The sequence below is a fragment of the Streptomyces sp. NPDC059679 genome (assembly GCF_042734105.1).
Classification (GTDB): Bacteria; Actinomycetota; Actinomycetes; order Streptomycetales; family Streptomycetaceae; genus Streptomyces.
The window spans coordinates 1-16,486 of sequence record NZ_JBHWES010000009.1; the positions used below are offsets into that span (position 1 = coordinate 1).

Annotated in this window: 13 protein-coding genes; 5 read left to right on the forward strand and 8 right to left on the reverse strand. The window is 69.8% G+C overall.

Translation table 11 applies throughout. The features are described 5' to 3' along the window. Window positions 1-59: 59 nt before the first annotated feature. The 8 genes from ACFV2X_RS12855 to ACFV2X_RS12890 all read right to left on the reverse strand — a co-directional run bounded on the left by ACFV2X_RS12855 (window position 60) and on the right by ACFV2X_RS12890 (window position 9,502). Window positions 60-776 carry an ABC transporter ATP-binding protein gene (locus tag ACFV2X_RS12855; protein WP_385615088.1) on the reverse strand — a complete coding sequence of 239 codons (717 nt, stop codon included), beginning with the start codon at window positions 774-776 and terminating at the stop codon, window positions 60-62. Continuing rightward, the gene (locus ACFV2X_RS12860; protein ID WP_385615544.1) at window positions 773-1,660 is read right to left on the reverse strand and encodes an ABC transporter ATP-binding protein; all 888 of its coding nucleotides are present in this window, start codon (window positions 1,658-1,660) and stop codon (window positions 773-775) included. Before ACFV2X_RS12860 ends, ACFV2X_RS12855 begins: the two co-directional genes overlap by 4 nt. Before the next feature lie 5 nt (window positions 1,661-1,665). Next, window positions 1,666-3,405 (reverse strand): branched-chain amino acid ABC transporter permease, encoded by a 1,740-nt coding sequence (locus ACFV2X_RS12865; protein ID WP_385615091.1) that lies wholly within the window; start codon window positions 3,403-3,405, stop codon window positions 1,666-1,668. Window positions 3,406-3,418: 13 nt separating this feature from the next. Further along, on the reverse strand, window positions 3,419-4,351 hold the full coding sequence (locus tag ACFV2X_RS12870; protein WP_385615093.1) for a branched-chain amino acid ABC transporter permease: 933 nt from the start codon (window positions 4,349-4,351) through the stop codon (window positions 3,419-3,421). 98 nt (window positions 4,352-4,449) lie between these two features. Then, window positions 4,450-5,682 carry a branched-chain amino acid ABC transporter substrate-binding protein gene (locus ACFV2X_RS12875; RefSeq protein WP_385615096.1) on the reverse strand — a complete coding sequence of 411 codons (1,233 nt, stop codon included), beginning with the start codon at window positions 5,680-5,682 and terminating at the stop codon, window positions 4,450-4,452. Between the two features lie 418 nt (window positions 5,683-6,100). After that, entirely contained in the window at window positions 6,101-6,541 is a 441-nt protein-coding gene (locus tag ACFV2X_RS12880; protein WP_385615098.1) for a hypothetical protein, read from the reverse strand. 65 nt (window positions 6,542-6,606) lie between these two features. Then, window positions 6,607-7,122: a hotdog fold thioesterase gene (locus tag ACFV2X_RS12885; RefSeq protein WP_385615101.1), complete on the reverse strand. Its 516-nt coding sequence runs from the start codon at window positions 7,120-7,122 to the stop codon at window positions 6,607-6,609. A 79-nt stretch (window positions 7,123-7,201) separates the two neighbouring features. Continuing rightward, a complete protein-coding gene (locus tag ACFV2X_RS12890; protein ID WP_385615104.1) occupies window positions 7,202-9,502 on the reverse strand; it encodes an FdhF/YdeP family oxidoreductase in 2,301 nt (766 codons plus the stop codon). 119 nt (window positions 9,503-9,621) lie between these two features. Between ACFV2X_RS12890 and polA the strand changes: the two genes are divergently transcribed. The 5 genes from polA to ACFV2X_RS12915 all read left to right on the forward strand — a co-directional run bounded on the left by polA (window position 9,622) and on the right by ACFV2X_RS12915 (window position 16,453). Next, on the forward strand, window positions 9,622-12,360 hold the full coding sequence (polA, locus tag ACFV2X_RS12895; protein WP_385615106.1) for a DNA polymerase I: 2,739 nt from the start codon (window positions 9,622-9,624) through the stop codon (window positions 12,358-12,360). 143 nt (window positions 12,361-12,503) lie between these two features. Next, a complete protein-coding gene (locus ACFV2X_RS12900) occupies window positions 12,504-14,330 on the forward strand; it encodes a lytic transglycosylase (protein ID WP_385615109.1) in 1,827 nt (608 codons plus the stop codon). 198 nt (window positions 14,331-14,528) lie between these two features. Beyond that, a complete protein-coding gene (locus tag ACFV2X_RS12905; RefSeq protein ID WP_385615112.1) occupies window positions 14,529-14,663 on the forward strand; it encodes an SPW_0924 family protein in 135 nt (44 codons plus the stop codon). A gap of 41 nt (window positions 14,664-14,704) precedes the next feature. After that, window positions 14,705-15,709: a DUF3068 domain-containing protein gene (locus ACFV2X_RS12910; protein WP_385615114.1), complete on the forward strand. Its 1,005-nt coding sequence runs from the start codon at window positions 14,705-14,707 to the stop codon at window positions 15,707-15,709. Between the two features lie 108 nt (window positions 15,710-15,817). Continuing rightward, entirely contained in the window at window positions 15,818-16,453 is a 636-nt protein-coding gene (locus tag ACFV2X_RS12915; RefSeq protein ID WP_385615116.1) for a hypothetical protein, read from the forward strand. Window positions 16,454-16,486 lie beyond the last annotated feature (33 nt).

A 16,486-nucleotide genomic window follows, 5' to 3' on the forward strand; every position in this document is an offset into this window, starting at 1 on the left:
CTCTCGTACCGTCACGGTACGGACAGGCCCTCGTCGCGTCTGGCGGGCGGGTGCGGGCGTCAGTCCTCGCCCAGGTAGGCCTTTCGCACCGACTCGTCGTGCAGCAGCTCCGAGCCGGTCCCCGACAGCACGATATTGCCGATCTCCATCACATGACCCTGGTCCGCGAGGGACAGGGCGGCCTGGGCGTTCTGCTCCACGAGCAGGATCGTGGTGCCCTGGGCCTTCAGTTCGGCGATGGTCTGCATGATCTTCTGCATCATGATCGGGGAGAGGCCCATGGAGGGCTCGTCGAGCATGAGCAGCTTGGGGCGGGACATCAGGGCGCGGCCCATGGCGAGCATCTGCTGCTCACCGCCGGACAGGGTGCCCGCGGCCTGGGAGCGGCGCTCGCCGAGGATGGGGAAGAGGTCGTACGCCTTCTGTACGTCGGCGGCGATGCCGTCGGCGTCCTTGCGCAGGAACGCGCCGAGTTGCAGGTTCTCGGCGATGGTCAGGCGCGGGAAGATGTGCCGGCCCTCGGGGGAGTGGGCCAGGCCCAGGGCGACGATCTTGTGAGCGGGGACCCCGGTCAGCGACTTGCCCTCGAAGCGGATGGAGCCGCCGAGCGGCTGGAGGAGGCCCGACAGGGTGCGCAGGGTGGTGGTCTTGCCTGCCCCGTTGGTGCCGATGAGGGTGACGACCTGGCCTTCCTCGACGGTGAACGAGATGCCCTTGACGGCCTCGATCTTGCCGTAGGCGACGCGCAGGTCCTCGACCTCGAGCAGTGCGGTCACTGTCCGTCCTCCGTACGTGCTGTGGTGCTCTTCGGGGTCCCGCTCGGCCCGGTGCCCTGCTGCGCCTCGGCCGCCTCGACCTCGGCGACCTCGTCGTCGCCCGGCGCGCCCTCGAAGGGGGTGCCGATGTAGGCGGCGATGACGCGCTCGTCGCTCTGGACGACGTCGGGGGTGCCCTCGATGAGCTTCTGGCCCTGGACGAGCACGGCGACCCGGTCGCAGAGGTTGAAGATGAAGCGCATGTCGTGCTCGATGACGAGGACGGCGGTGCCCTGGTCCCGGATGGCGAAGACCAGTTCCTCGGTGGCCCGGGTCTCCTGCGGGTTCATACCGGCGGTGGGCTCGTCGAGGAGGAGCAGGCCGGGGTCGCTGGCCAGGGCCCGGGCGATCTCCAGCTTGCGCTGTTCGCCGTAGGGGAGGTTGCGGGAGAGGTGGTCGGCCTTGTCGGCGAGGCCGGTGAACTCCAGCAGCTCCATGGCGCGCTCCTTGGAGGCGGCCTCGGCGCGTTTGAAACCGGGGCCGCGCAGAAGGGCCGACCACAGGCCCTCCCTGGTGCGGGTGTGGCGGCCGACGAGCACGTTCTCCAGGACGGTCATGTTGGCGAAGAGCCGGATGTTCTGGAAGGTGCGGGCGACGCCGGCCTGGGTGACCAGGTGGGGCTTGGGCGGCAGGATGCCGCCCTTGTAGGTGACGCTGCCCTCGGTGGGGACGTACAGCCCGGTCAGGCAGTTGAAGAAGGTGGTCTTGCCGGCGCCGTTGGGGCCGATGAGGCCGACGATCTCACCGGAGTTGACGGTGAGGTCGACGGCGCGTACGGCGGTCAGTCCGCCGAAGCGCATGGTGACGCCGCTGGCGCTGAGCACGGGAGAGGTGGTGGTCGTCATGTCTGTCACGCCTCCGCCTTGGTGACGCCGACGGCGTTGCCGGAGAGCTGGGGCTGGTCGGGGACGTCGAGCTGGCCCGTCTCGTGGTATTCGAGCTGCTGACGCCGGTTGGGGATGATCCCTTCGGGACGGAAGCGCATGATGAGGATGAGCGCGATGCCGAAGGCGAGGAGCTGGTAGTCCTGGAAGAATTCCAGCTTCTTGGGGATCAGGAACAGGAGCGTGGCACCGAGGAGGGGGCCGCCGATCGTGCCCATGCCGCCGAGGATGACCGCGGCGAGCAGGAAGGTGGAGTTGGGGGGCACGGGTCCGGCGAAGACGTACTGCTCGGGTACCACGGTGGTCTGGACGTGCGCCCAGACGGTGCCGGCCACACCGGCGAGGGTGGCGCCGAGGGCGAAGGCGATGAGCTTGACGCGGAAGCCGTTGATGCCCATGGCGGTGGCGGCGGTCTCGTCCTCGCGGATGGCGACCCAGGCGCGGCCGATGCGGGAGTTGCCGGCGCGGCTGAAGACGAGCACGACGACGATCGTCACCAGCAGCATCAGCAGGAAATAGTTGGCGTTCGAGTCGAGAGTGCGGCCGAGGACGGTGTGCTCGTCGTCGAAGTTGAAGCCGAAGATCTCCAGCGGGGGGATGTTGGGGATGCCGTCGGGGCCGTTGGTGACGGACGGACCGGAGACACCGTCCATGTTCTGCATCGCGAGGCGGAAGATCTCTCCGAAACCGAGGGTGACGATGGCGAGGTAGTCGCCGCGCAGCCGCAGGGTGGGGGCGCCGATGACGACACCGAAGATCAGGGAGACGACGGCACCCGCGATGACGGCGGCCCAGAAGGGGAAGTGGACGTCGAGGGTGGAAGAAGCGGATCCGGAGACCAGGGCCGCGGTGTACGCGCCGACGCCGAGGAAGGCGACATAGCCGAGGTCGAGGAGGCCGGCCAGGCCGACCACGATGTTCAGGCCGAGGGCGACGGTCGCGAAGATGAGGATGTTGACGCCGAGCTCGGTGTAGCTGGCCTTGTCCTGGGTGAACGGGAAGGCCACCGCGGTCACCAGGGCCGCGAGGAGGGTGACGGAACGGTACTTCGCGGTGAGCGCGCTCATGCGGGCGACGATCCCGGCCTTGAAGAGGGCTACGGCGGCGAATCCCACGGCGATCAGATAGCCGAGGAACGGCTCGGGGTGGTCCGGGTCGGTCTGGATGCCGTAGTTGACGACGTAGAGCCCGATCGCGAAGACGGCGGCGATGATCAGGATCTCGGCCCAGGAGGGCAGCTCCGCCGGGCGCTTGAGTGGCCGGGTGTCGTTCGGGAGCAGGAGGGCCGCGAGGGGGATCGCGCTGCCGATGGCGGCGACCCAGGCGCCGGGCTCCCAGTTGGCCAGGCCGCCGAGGTCGACGGCGATGGCGATGACGGTGAACCAGGTGGTGGCGAACGTGCCGAGGGCCATGAGCCGCAGGGCCTGGGTGGAGCCGGCGGGGGTGAGCCAGCGCAGTCCGCGCAGGTCCATGGCGGAGAGCGCGAAGACGGTGGTGAGCAGGCCCAGCACCAGGGTGAGGATCTGCAGGCCACCGGGGTAGCCGTTGAAGGTGAGGTCGCCGGGGAACTCGTCGGTCCAGGTCCAGGCGAGGAAAGTGGAGACGACGGAGGCGAGGCCGCCGACGGCGGTGATCGCGCGCAGCATGGTGGGGCTGGCCCCGGTGCGGGTGTTCCCGTCCGTGGTCTTGTTGGTGTCGGTGCTCATGTGTGGTCCCTCCTCACGCCCGGTCCGCCACGCGTTCGCCGAGCAGGCCCTGTGGCCTGACCAGCAGGACGACGATGAGCAGGGTGAAGGCCCAGACGTCCTTCCAGGTGCCGCCGCCGAGCTGCTCCATGCCGGGGATGTCCTGGATGTACTTGATGGCCAGGGCTTCGGCGATACCGAGGACGACTCCGCCGAGCATGGCGCCGTAGATGTTGCCGATGCCGCCGAGCACGGCGGCGGTGAAGGCCTTGAGACCGGCGATGAAGCCCATCTCGAAGTTGACCTGGCCGTATTTCAGCCCGTGGGCCAGCGCGGCGACGGCGGCGAACGCACCGCCGATGGCGAACGCCATCACGATGATGCGGTCGGTGTTGATGCCCATCAGCTTGGCGGTGTCGGGGTCCTGCGCGGTGGCCTGCATCGCGCGTCCGGCCCGGCTCTTGGAGACGAACAGGCCCAGGGCGAGCATGCACAGGGGAGCGGCTATGAGGAGGAAGACATCGCCCCGCTGGATGTGCAGATTGCTGAAGATCTCCAGGGACTTGCCCTCGAACTGCGGGAAGCTGCGCGCCTTCTTGGCATCCGGATAGAAGGCCCACACGACTTGCTGCAGCGCGATGGACAGGCCGATCGCGGTGATCAGGGGGGCCAGCCTGGGCCCTCCGCGCAGTGGCCGGTACGCGAACCGCTCGGCGGCGGTGGCGATGGCCACCGAGGCGACGACGCCGCCGATGAGCATGAGGGGCAGGGCCAGGGAGAGCGCGGTGCCGCTGGGGAGCCAGAGGTAGATGGTGAGGGCTCCGAAGCCACCGATCATGAAGATCTCGCCATGGGCGAAGTTGATGAGCTGGACGATGCCGTAGACCATGGTGTACCCGATGGCGATCAAGCCGTAGAGGGCGCCAAGGGTCAGGCCGTTGACCAGCGTTTGCGGCAGTTCGTGCACCGCAGGGCCTCCGATGAGCGTGTCGGATATGACACCGCGCGGGGGCGCTGTTGCGCCTCCGCGCGGCTGGGGGGTGATGGTGCGGGGCAGTCCCGGGGTCAGTCGTTGAAGGTCCGGCTCGTCTCGTCCGTCCAGGCGCCCTTGACGACCTTGTAGACCGTCAGCTGCTTGTTGGTGGTGTCGCCGTACTTGTCGAAGGAGACCTTGCCGGTCACACCCTCGAAGGAGACATCGTTCAGGGCTTCCGTGATCTTGGCACGGGCGTCGTCGGGCAGCTTGCCGTCGTTGTCGTTCACCACGGCCTTGACGGCCTGGATGATCGCCCAGCCGGCGTCGTAGGAGTAGCCGCCGTAGGCCGCGTAGGGGTCCTTGTAGCCCTGGGCCGCGTACTCCTTGACGAAGGTCTTGGCGGAGGCCAGCTTCTCGACGGGGTAGCCGACGGAGGTGGCGTAGTCGCCGTCGTTGCTGGTGCCCGAGGCCTTGATGAAGGCGGGGTCGTAGATGCCGTCGCCGCCCATGATCGGGACGTCGGCCCCGGCCTGCTTGACCTGGTCGGACAGGAGGCCGCCCTCGGGGTACTGGCCGCCGAAGTAGACGGAGTCGGCGCCGGAGGTCTTGACCTTGTCGGCGATGCCGGAGAAGTCGGTCTCCTTGACGGTCAGGTGGTCGGTGCCGACGACCTTGCCGCCGAGGCGCTGGAACTCCTGGGCGAAGATCTTGGAGAGGCCGGCGCCGTAGGCCTGCTTGTCGTCGACGACGAAGACCTTCCGCTTCTTGGCGTCCTTGTAGTAGTACTGCGCGGCGAAGCGGCCCTGGATGACGTCGGTGGTCGCGGTGCGGAAGTAGGTCTTGAACGGGCGGGTCTTCTTGCCCGAGGCCCAGTCGGGGCCCTGGCTGAGGTCCGGGCTGGTGTTCGCGGGGGAGACCTGTGCCAGGTCGGCCTTGGCGAACACGCCCTGCATGGACTGGGAGACGCCGGAGTTCAGCGGGCCGACCATGGCCACGATCTCGTCGTCGTCGACCATCGAGGTGGCGTTCGTCTTGCCGGACGAGGGCACGGCCTTGTCGTCGAAGTCCTTGATCTTGAAGGTGACCCCGGGCACCTCGTTGTTCTTGTTGGCCACCTTGGTGGCGAGGTCGACCGAGTTCTTGATGCCCTGGCCGAGGGCGGACAAGGAGCCGGTCAGCGGAGCGTCGACACCGATGACGACGGTGGTCTTCTTGTTGTCGCCGTCGCTGTTGTCGCTCTTGTCGCGCGACCCACAGGCGCTGAGGGTGAGTGCGCCCGCGGTGATCGCGGTCGTGATGATGAGCAAGGAACGGTGTCGCACGAGGAATCCTTTCCCTGGCCGGCCCCCTACTTCTGGGTGCCGTGTCCTCGCCGGAGGTCTGAAACGGCCGTCGGATGTTGGGTTAACACCCGACGACGTGGTGACTGGCTGTGACTCTAGGCGCGTCACGCAGCGGGGGGCAGAGGTGCAGGCCATGATGTGACTGTCTTGTTATGCCATGAGTCACCAAGGCGTGTTCGTGTAGTGGAACGTAAGGGACGAATCGGGCGTATAGCAGTAATTCATGCGGTCCGGATGCTGAGAATCTGCAGTTCCGCTAAGCAGTGTGGGGGACTGGCGGTGGATGTGCGGACCGGCGTGCGATCATGTGCATGAAAAGATCGACACTACAGGTCTCCGTCTAAGTCAATACCTAGTCTTGCATTGCATGAATGTTACGGAGTGTTACGCCCGTCGGTCATGACGGCGGGCGCCAGTTCTCCGAGCTGTGGGTGGCGCCGCGTTCGTCCGTGCAGCGCCGCAGGGACTCCCGCCTGATCAGCTCCTTGGCGGCGGCGGTGCCGCGCCGCCCGCGCTCCGCGCGCGCGGCGTGCACGATGTCGTCGTAGATCTCGTACTGCTGGTTGGACATCCCCTTCTGCTCCCAGTCGAGCCCGGCCCATCTGCTGCCCAGCAGGTCCTGCTCGGCCCAGTACGAGATGAGGTCGAAGCACAGCTGGACCGGTGAAGTCGCCGGGGTGGTGGGGGTGTTGGCCGAGGTGTGCGGGGTCGGCGCCGGGCGGGACTCCGGCCCGGCGCACGCGCCCGCGGCCGCGGCCGCGGCGAGCGTCAGCGCGAGGGCGCAGGCGGCGGCGGGGCGGATGCGCGTACGGGTCGATCGGCTGGTCGATACCCCCATGGGGAAACGGTAGAGCCGCCCCGGCGGGCGGGCAACGGCCTTGCGCCCGGCGGCCGTTCGGGCCGTCAGCGCGCCGAGTCGTCCCCGGACTCACCGACGCCGGGCAGGTTGGTCAGCGCCTCGTTCGCGTCCACCTCGCGCAGCAGGCACGTCAGCCGGGCCGTGCAGACGCGCCGGTCCTGTTCGTCGGTGATGACGATCTCGTACGTGGCGGTGGAGCGCCCCCGGTGGACGGGCGTGGCGACGCCGGTCACCAGGCCGGAGCGGACCCCGCGGTGATGGGTGCAGTTGAGGTCCACACCGACGGCGATCTTGGCGCTGCCGCCGTGGAGCATCGAGCCGACCGAGCCGAGGGTTTCGGCCAGTACCGCCGAGGCGCCGCCGTGCAGCAGCCCGTACGGCTGGGTGTTGCCCTCGACCGGCATCGTGCCCACCACGCGGTCGGCGGAGGCCTCGAGGATCTGCACGCCCATGCGGGTGCCGAGGTGCCCGGCGGAGAACAGCGCGGGGAGGTCGACGCCGAGCGCCGCGTACTCGTCGATGACCTCTTGCGGGAAGGTCGCACCGGTCTGCTCGCCCATGGGGTCCTGCTCCATTCGCTCGGGTGTCCTGCCGTCGTTGTGTCGATGGCCGAATCCTGTCAGGCCACTGAGCAAACGCTTAGGCGGGGTGGGCTTGTTCCAGGCGGACCACCACGGACTTGCTGGCGGGGGTGTTGCTGGTGTCGGCCGTCGAGTCCAGCGGGACCAGGACGTTGGTCTCCGGGTAGTAGGAGGCCGCGCAGCCGCGCGCGGTCGGGTAGTGGACGACCCGGAAGCCGGGTGCGCGGCGCTCGCTGCCGTCCGTCCACTCGCTGACCAGGTCCGTGTACGAGCCGTCGGCGAGGCCGAGCTCACGCGCGTCGTCGGGGTGGACCAGCACCACGCGGCGGCCGTTCTTGATGCCCCGGTAGCGGTCGTCCAGGCCGTAGATGGTGGTGTTGTACTGGTCGTGCGAGCGGAGGGTCTGCAGCAGCAGCCGGCCCTCGGGCGCCCGCGGATACTCGACCGGCGCTGCGGTGAAGTTGGCCTTGCCGGTGGCCGTGGGGAAGCTGCGGGAGTCGCGCGGGGCGTGCGGCAGCGCGAAGCCGCCGGGCCTGGCGACCCGGGCGTTGAAGTCGTCGAAGCCGGGGATCACGGCCGCGATACGGTCGCGGATCGTGCCGTAGTCCTTCTCGAACTCCTCCCAGGGGGTGCGGCTTTCGGCTCCCAGCACCCGCCGGGCCAGCCGGGCGACGATGGCGGGCTCCGAGAGCAGCCCGGGGCTCGCGGGCGTAAGGCTGCCGCGCGAGGCGTGCACCATGCCCATGGAGTCCTCGACGGTGATGAACTGCTCGCCGCCGCCCTGCAGATCGCGCTCGGTGCGGCCGAGCGTGGGCAGGATGAGCGCCCGCGCGCCGGTGACCACATGGGACCGGTTCAGCTTGGTGGACACGTGGACGGTGAGCCGGGCGCGGCGCATGGCGGCCTCGGTCACCTCGGTGTCGGGGGAGGCGGAGACGAAGTTGCCGCCCATGGCGAAGAAGACCTTGGCCTGGCCGTCGCGCAGCGCCCGGATGGCCCGTACGACGTCGAAGCCGTGCTCGCGGGGCGGGGCGAAGCCGAACTCCCGCTCCAAAGCGTCCAGGAAGGCCGGGGCGGGGCGCTCGAAGATGCCCATGGTGCGGTCGCCCTGCACATTGCTGTGCCCGCGCACCGGGCAGACCCCGGCGCCGGGACGGCCCACATTGCCCCGCAGCAGCAGGAAGTTGACGACCTCCCGGATGGTGGGCACGGAGTGCTTGTGCTGGGTCAGGCCCATGGCCCAGCACACGATGGTGCGCTTGGAGGCGAGGACCATCGCGAGCGCCCGGTCGATCTCGGCCCGCTCCAGGCCGGTGGCGCGCAGGGTCTCGTCCCAGTCGGCGGCGCGCGCCGCGGCGGCGAACTCCTCGAAACCGTGGGTGTGCTCGCGGACGAACTCCTCGTCGATCGCGCCCGCGCCGGGGGTGGTCTCGGCGGCCTCCAGGATCAGCCGGTTCAGGGCGCGGAAGAGTGCCTGGTCGCCGCCCAGCCGGATCTGCAGGAAGAGGTCGGTGAGCGCGGTGCCGCCGCCCACCAGGCCGCGCGGGGTCTGCGGGTTCTTGAACCGCTCCAGGCCCGCCTCGGGCAGCGGGTTGATGCTGATGATCTTCGCGCCGCCGGCCTTCGCGCGCTCCAGGGCGGAGAGCATCCGCGGGTGGTTGGTGCCGGGGTTCTGGCCGGCCACGATGATCAGATCGGCCTGGTGGAGGTCGTCCAGCAGCACGCTGCCCTTGCCCACGCCAAGGGTTTCGGTCAGCGCCGAGCCGGAGGACTCATGGCACATGTTCGAGCAGTCGGGCAGGTTGTTGGTGCCGAATTCGCGGGCGAAGAGCTGGTAGAGGAAGGCGGCTTCGTTGCTGGTGCGCCCCGAGGTGTAGAAGACGGCCTCGTCGGGGGAGGCGAGGGCGGTCAGTTCCCCGGCGATGATGTCGAAGGCGCGCTCCCAGGTCACCGGCTCGTACGACTCGGCGCCCTCGGGCAGATACATCGGCTGGGTGAGGCGGCCCTGCTGGCCGAGCCAGTAGCCGCTGCGGGTGGCGAGGTCGGCGACGGGGTGGGCGGCGAAGAAGTCGGGGGTGACGCGGCGCAGCGTCGCTTCCTCGGCGACGGCCTTGGCGCCGTTCTCGCAGAACTCGGCCTTGTGGCGCTTGTCCCCCTCGGGCCAGGCGCAGCCGGGGCAGTCGAAGCCGTTCTTCTGGTTGACCTTGAGGAGGGTGAGCGCGGTGCGGCGCACGCCCATCTGCTGCTGGGCTATGCGCAGCGTATGGCCGATGGCGGGCAGCCCGGCGGCGGCGTGCTGTGGGGCGGCTACTTCGGGTGCGTCCTGCACGGGGTCGCCCGCGGGCGGCTTGGCTGCCATATCGCTTCTCCCTACGCGCTCGGACTCACTCTTCTTGGGGGCCGATCCTTTCATGGCGCACCTGGTTCTCGGACAGGAGGCGGGGAGCGTTGTCGGTGGGGCGTGGCAGGATCGGGGGCGTGGCAGAGAAAGCATCGAAGAAGACCGCAGCGCCCGCGACCGCCGACCGTGCGGGAGACCGCCCCCGGCTGCTCCTGCTGGATGGGCATTCCCTGGCATATCGGGCATTCTTCGCGCTGCCGGCGGAGAACTTCAACACGACCACCGGCCAGACCACCAACGCGATCTACGGCTTCACCTCGATGCTGGTGAACACGCTCCGTGATGAGCAGCCCACGCATCTGGCCGTTGCGTTCGACGTCTCGCGCAAGACCTGGCGCTCCGAGCAGTTCACCGAGTACAAGGCGAACCGCTCCAAGGCTCCCGACGAGTTCAAGGGCCAGGTCGAGCTGATCGGCGAAATGCTCGACGCGATGAGCATCACCCGCTTCGCGGTGGACGGCTTCGAGGCCGACGACATCATCGCCACCCTCGCCACCCAGGCCGAGGCCGAGGGCTTCGAGGTGCTGATCGTCACCGGAGACCGCGACTCGTTCCAGCTGGTCAGCGACCATGTCACGGTCCTCTACCCGACGAAGGGCGTCTCCGAGCTGACGCGTTTCACCCCCGCCAAGGTCGAGGAGAAGTACGGCCTCACCCCGCGGCAGTACCCCGACTTCGCCGCGCTGCGCGGCGACCCGTCGGACAACCTCCCCGGCATCCCCGGCGTCGGGGAGAAGACCGCCGCGAAGTGGATCAACCAGTTCGGCTCCTTCGCCGAGCTGGTGGAGCGGGTCGCGGAGGTCAAGGGCAAGGTCGGCGACAAGCTCCGCGAGCACTTGGAGTCCGTCAAGCTCAACCGCCGGCTGACCGAGCTGGTGCGGGATGTCGAGCTGCCCGCCGGCCCCGACGGCCTCAAGCGCATTCCGTACGACCGGCAGGCGCTGTCGGTGGTCATGGACGCGCTGGAGTTCCGCCACCAGAACTTCCGGGACCGCGTCCTGGCCGTCGACCCCGGCGTCGCCGAGGAGGAGCCCGCGGCCGCGGCCCCCGGCGTCGAGGTGGACGGCGTGGTGGTCGGCCCGGGCGAGCTGGCCCCCTGGCTGGAGCGGCACGGGGCCGGGCCGCTGGGCCTGGCCACCGTCGACACCTGGGCGCTGGGCAGCGGCAGCGTCAGCCAGATCGCCCTGGCCGCCGCCTCGGGACCGGCCGTCTGCTTCGACCCGTCGGCGGTGGACGAGCCCGATGAGCGGGCCTTCGCCGGCTGGATCGCGGACCCGGACCGGCCGAAGGTGATGCACGACGCCAAGCGCGTGATGCGGGTCTTCGAGGAGCACGGCTGGACCGTGGCCGGGGTCACCATGGACACCGCGCTCGCCGCCTATCTGGTGAAGCCCGGCCGCCGCTCCTTCGCGCTGGACGCCCTGTCCGTCGAGTACCTGGGCCGCGAGCTGTCGCCCGCCGCCGCCGCGGAGAGCGGGCAGCTGGCCTTCGGCGCCGACGAGCAGGCCGAGCAGGACGCCCTGATGATCCAGGCCCGGACGATCCTGGACCTCGGCGAGGCGTTCGGCCGGCGGCTCGCGGAGGTCGGCGCGGTGGAGCTGCTGCGCGATGTCGAGCTGCCCATCTCCGCGCTGCTGGCCCGGATGGAGAAGGCCGGTATCGCAGCGGACCGGGAGTGGCTGGACCGCATGGAGCAGCAGTTCGCCACGGCCGTGCAGCAGGCCGTCAAGGAGGCACACGCCGCGGTGGGCCATGAGTTCAACCTCGGCTCGCCCAAGCAGCTCCAGGAGGTGTTCTTCGGCGAGCTCGGCCTGCCCAAGACCAAGAAGACCAAGACCGGGTACACGACGGACGCGGACGCGCTGGCCTGGCTCGCCACGCAGACCGACCACGAACTGCCCGTGATCATGCTGCGCCACCGCGAGCAGGCCCGGCTCCGCTCCACCGTCGAGGGCCTGATCAAGACCATCGCCCCCGGCGGCCGCATCCACACCACCTTCAACCAGACCGTGGCGGCCACCGGCCGGCTCTCCTCCACCGACCCCAATCTGCAGAACATTCCGGTGCGCACGGACGAGGGCCGGGCCATCCGGCGCGGCTTCGTCGTCGGGGAGGGCTTCGAATCGCTGCTGACCGCCGACTACAGCCAGATCGAGCTGCGCGTCATGGCCCATCTGTCCGAGGACGAGGGCCTGATCGAAGCGTTCACCTCCGGTGAGGACCTGCACACCACAGTCGCCTCCCAGGTGTTCGGCGTGGCCAAGTCCGAGGTCGACCCGGAGATGCGCCGCAAGATCAAGGCGATGTCGTACGGGCTGGCGTACGGGCTGTCGGCGTTCGGCCTGTCCCAGCAGCTGGGCATCACCCCGGACGAGGCCCGCAAGCTGATGGACACCTTCTTCGAGCGGTTCGGCGGGGTGCGCGACTATCTTCAGCGGGTCGTCGACGAGGCCCGGGCCACCGGCTATACGGAGACCATGCTCGGCCGCCGCCGCTATCTCCCCGACCTCAACAGCGACAACCGCCAGCGCCGCGAGATGGCCGAGCGCATGGCGCTCAACGCGCCGATTCAGGGCACCGCCGCCGACATCGTGAAGATCGCGATGCTTCGGGTGGACGAGGCGTTGACAAAGGAGAAATTGTCGTCGCGGATGCTGCTCCAGGTGCACGACGAAATCGTGGTGGAAGTCGCCCCGGGGGAGCGGGAGCAGGTGGAGGCCCTGGTGCGCCGGGAAATGGCCGGAGCCTTCCACCTCCGGGCCCCGCTCGACGTGTCCGTCGGGGCCGGAACGGACTGGGAATCGGCGGCGCATTAGGGGCCGATTCCAAGCTTGTAGGGCGGACCGCGAGGGGCGAAACGGGCGGTACGCCCGGTAGCTGCGGCGCGGCAAGTTGTCGTAGTGTCACGAGGGTTGGCGCGGGGGAGCGCGCTCACTGCTCGACAGGGAGGGACATACGGATGGCACCGCACATCGGCCGACGACTGCGCAAGGGGGCGGCCACGACGGCGGTGGCGGCGGTCGTGATGGCCGCTCTCACCGCCTCACAGGCCCCCGGGCTCGCCAGTACGGCCCGGGACCGGCACCACGACAACGCCGCCGGTGAGACGCCGGCCCCGCCGTCCGCCGACACCCCCATTGACGGCGGCTCGTCGTACCACACCGATCTGCCGCCCCTGCAGAAGCCCGGTAAGCCCGGCACCTCGATCGACCTGCCGGGGCTGCCGGACGACGCCGCGGCCGCCGAGGCGGGCATCCCCGCGACCGTGCTCGACGCGTACAAGAAGGCCGAGTCGGCCCTCAAGGAGTCCAAGCCCGGCTGCAACCTGCCCTGGCAGCTGCTCGCCGCCATCGGCAAGGTCGAGTCCGGCCAGGCGGGCGGCGGCCGGGTCGACGCCGAGGGCACGACGTACAGGCCCATCCTGGGCCCGGTGCTCAACGGCAACGGCTTCGCCCGGATCACCGACACCGACGGCGGCGCGTACGACGGGGACACCACCCACGACCGGGCGGTCGGGCCCATGCAGTTCATCCCGTCCACATGGGCCACCTGGGGCCGGGACGGCAACGGCGACGGCGAGAAGAACCCGAACAACATCTACGACGCCGCGCTCGCGGCCGGCGCGTATCTGTGCGCGGGCGGCCGCGATCTGTCGGTCAAGGCCGATCTGGACGAGGCGATCCTCGGATACAACCGCTCGCGGGAGTATCTGGCCACCGTCCTGTCCTGGTTCGAGTACTACAAGAAGGGCACCCACGAGGTGCCCGACGGCACCGGCGTGCTGCCCGACCCGGACAAGAACAGCGGCGGCTCGAACGGCGGCGACGGTGGCGATGGCGGTGGCTCGGAGAGCCCCAGGCCGCTGCCCGACCCGACCGAGCCCGGCGGCGACCACAGCCCCACGCCCGAGCCCCCCACGACCGGCGACGGCGGGACCGAGACACCCTCCCCGGAGACGCCTTCTCCCGAGACGCCTTCTCCGGAGACGCCCGCTCCGGCCACCGTCGCCCGGCTCGAGGCCGTCGGCGCCGCGAAGCTGACCGCCACGGCGGGCGAGCAGTTCGCCGACAAGCCCCGGGTCCGCGCCGAGACCGCGGCCGGCAAGCCGGTCGCGGGCGTGTGGGTGCAGTACGAGATCCGCGGCGAGACCGACGCCCGCTTCCCCTGGAACGCGACCCGCGTCAGCCGCATGACCGGCAGCGACGGCACCGCCACCGCCCCGGTGCTGCGCGCGGGCGAGACCACCGGTTCCTTCACGGTCCGGGTCACGGCCGTCGGCCGCACCGCGACCGCCACCGACATCGCCGCCACCGTCAAGGCCCGCCCCGTACCGCAGGCCGACGCGCTGGCCCGCGCCGACGACAAGGACCTCAAGGCCGAGACCGGCGGCTCCTTCGCAGACGCGGTAGGCGTCAAGGCCAGCTACAAGGGCAAGGCCGCGGCCGGTGTGCCGGTGACCGCCACCATGATCGTCGATGATGCGGCGAAGGCGACGGACAAGCCCACCGAGAACGACAAGGGCCCGTACTTCAAGGACGCCGAGGGCAAGGCCGTCCGCACCCTGACCACCCTGAAGACGGACGCCACGGGGAAGTTGGTCCTCCCCAAGATCTACACCGACGACCACGCCGGCACCTTCCTGCTCCGCCTCACCACCGCCGACGGCACGACCCTGACCATCGAGCTGACCGTCACCGAGCGCGCTGCTCAGCCCACGGAACCGCCCACGGCGGAGCCCACGGACCAGCCCTCGGCCGAGCCCACATCTGCGCCCACGGCCCAGTAACCGGCCGAGGCCACAGAGCACTACCGCGCACTGCCCCGCACCGCCCCTGGGCCCCACTGGGCCCAGGGGCGGTGCGGCGTCTGCTTACGCGCTCTTGCTCCTGCGCGTTCACATCTTCGGCCCCCGTTGCTACGGTGCCCCAGCTCTGACGCACCGTCAGAGCGCCCGTACGCTGCCGCAGCAACCGGAGGCTGAGACATGCGCGCCCTCGCCGCCGCCGCGATCGGACTGGTCGCCGCCCTCGCCCTCGTCTTCACGGTGACGGCCATCGGCGTCCCCAGCGGCAAGACCTCCCCCAAACCGCTGCTCACCACCGTCCCCGAGCACCCCTGAGCCCCGAGCACCCCTGAGCCCCGAGGGAGGGACATACCGCCATGCGCCGCAAAGCCAGCCTGGTGCTGCTCGCCTTCGCCGTCTTCTTCGCCGCCCTCTCGCCGCTGCTGCGCTGGTACGCCTTCCCTCGGCTGGCCAAGATCCCGCCCAGCGAGTACCAGACCGCCGTCCTCGAAGCCAAGCCCGCCGTCCTGCTCGACTACGGCACCATGCAGCCCAAGCAAGTCGCCAAGGTCAGCATCGTGCAGACGCTCCGCGGAAACGTCGAGGCGGCGAAGAAGGCCGGGAAGGCGGCCGGACGCGATGTCGTCGTCTGGGACGCCCTGTCGTATATCGCCGGGCCCGACGGCAAAATGGTCTCCAAGATCCCCGAGCGCTATGTCTTCGACGCCCACTCCCAGGACCCCGTACACCAGGGCGGCGAGCACGTCGACGGGGACGCGGTCCGCCGGGAAGGCATCGAGTACAAGTGGCCCTTCCTCACCGAGAAGCGCGACTACACCTACTTCGACGCCCAGACCAGGACCTCAGCGCCCATCCACTACAAGGGCACCCAGAACTTCCGCGGCCTGAAGGTCTACTACTTCGAGCAGACGATCCCCTGGACGAAGGTGAAGCTGCCGAAGACCATGCCGGTCGAGGGCATCACCCCCGAGACCGTCCGCAAGGCCGGCACCACCCGCTGGTACTCCACCAAGCGCATGTTCTGGGTCGACCCCACCACCGGCGCCCCCGTCAAGGGGGAGGAGATCCACCGGGAGGAGCTGCGCGGCGGCACGCTGCTCGGCGGCCGTGACAAGGTGACCGTCTTCTCCGGCCATGTGAAGATGCGCGAGGACTACATCGAGCACACCGTGAAGATGGTCAAGTCCCAGCGGCAGCTGGTCCTGCTGCTCACCAGCTATCTGCCCTGGGGCTTCCTCGCCCTGGGCGCCGGGCTGCTGACGCTCTCCCTCGTACTGGAGGCCCGCAGCCGCCGCCCGGGCAGCGGCACCGAGGCCCACGACGAGTCCCCGGCCCCACAGCCGGTACCCGCCCCGGTGTAACCGGGCGGGCCGCGCTGCCGGGGTTGTCGGCGGCGCCGTCGGGACTGCCGGGACTGCCGGGTCTGTCAGCGCTGTCCGGTTGTCAGTGGGCGCCCGTACCGTACGCCCATGCCTACCACCACCTGCCTGCCCAGCCCCGAACTCGCCGACCAGCTCGTCGAACTGGCGCGCCTGGAATGGACGCCCGGCACCACCGGGGCCGCCGCCGAACGCTTCGGCTGGACGCCGGTGGACGACGGCGCCTGGACGGCCGCCTTCGCCACCAACACCGGGCACTACGTCGTCCCCGAATGGTTCGCCGCGCCGCCGGAGGAACAGGCCGAGGACGAGGAGTGCCATCTGCCGTTCTGCTACTACTACGAGGCCGACGACTTCGACGAGGAGCTGGCCACGGGCGGGCTCAGCGGCAATATCGACTGGCTGAAAAAGCACCACGCCGACGACCCCGAGTGGCACTTCGAACGCGACACCGGCCGCGCCCACTTCGACGCGCAGTGGCGGGCCGCCGTGGCCCTGTTCACCCAGCGGCTGGGGGAGCCGGAGATCACCGTGCGCGACGGGGAGGGCGAGTCGCCGTGGAACTACGCGGCGTGGCGCTGCGGGGGGAACGCGCTGGTGATCGGCCAGTGCACGGACAGCGGCTCGTATATGACCTTCGAGCAGTCGCTCGTCTGGATCGCCCCGTATCCGGCCGGGCGCCCGTTTCCCGGGGCAGGCGATTTCGGCGGCCTCATCGAGTGCTGACGGGGCTTTGGGATCCTCGGCGGCCCGGCACCT

Bases quoted from the DNA above. Each gene is read 5' to 3' on its own strand.
- ACFV2X_RS12860 (WP_385615544.1), bottom strand. From the start codon at position 1,660: ATGACGACCACCACCTCTCCCGTGCTCAGCGCCAGCGGCGTCACCATG.
- ACFV2X_RS12865 (WP_385615091.1), bottom strand. From the start codon at position 3,405: ATGAGCACCGACACCAACAAGACCACGGACGGGAACACCCGCACCGGG.
- ACFV2X_RS12880 (WP_385615098.1), bottom strand. From the start codon at position 6,541: ATGGGGGTATCGACCAGCCGATCGACCCGTACGCGCATCCGCCCCGCC.
- ACFV2X_RS12885 (WP_385615101.1), bottom strand. From the start codon at position 7,122: ATGGGCGAGCAGACCGGTGCGACCTTCCCGCAAGAGGTCATCGACGAG.
- ACFV2X_RS12890 (WP_385615104.1), bottom strand. From the start codon at position 9,502: ATGGCAGCCAAGCCGCCCGCGGGCGACCCCGTGCAGGACGCACCCGAA.
- ACFV2X_RS12900 (WP_385615109.1), top strand. From the start codon at position 12,504: ATGGCACCGCACATCGGCCGACGACTGCGCAAGGGGGCGGCCACGACG.
- ACFV2X_RS12905 (WP_385615112.1), top strand. From the start codon at position 14,529: ATGCGCGCCCTCGCCGCCGCCGCGATCGGACTGGTCGCCGCCCTCGCC.
- ACFV2X_RS12910 (WP_385615114.1), top strand. From the start codon at position 14,705: ATGCGCCGCAAAGCCAGCCTGGTGCTGCTCGCCTTCGCCGTCTTCTTC.
- ACFV2X_RS12915 (WP_385615116.1), top strand. From the start codon at position 15,818: ATGCCTACCACCACCTGCCTGCCCAGCCCCGAACTCGCCGACCAGCTC.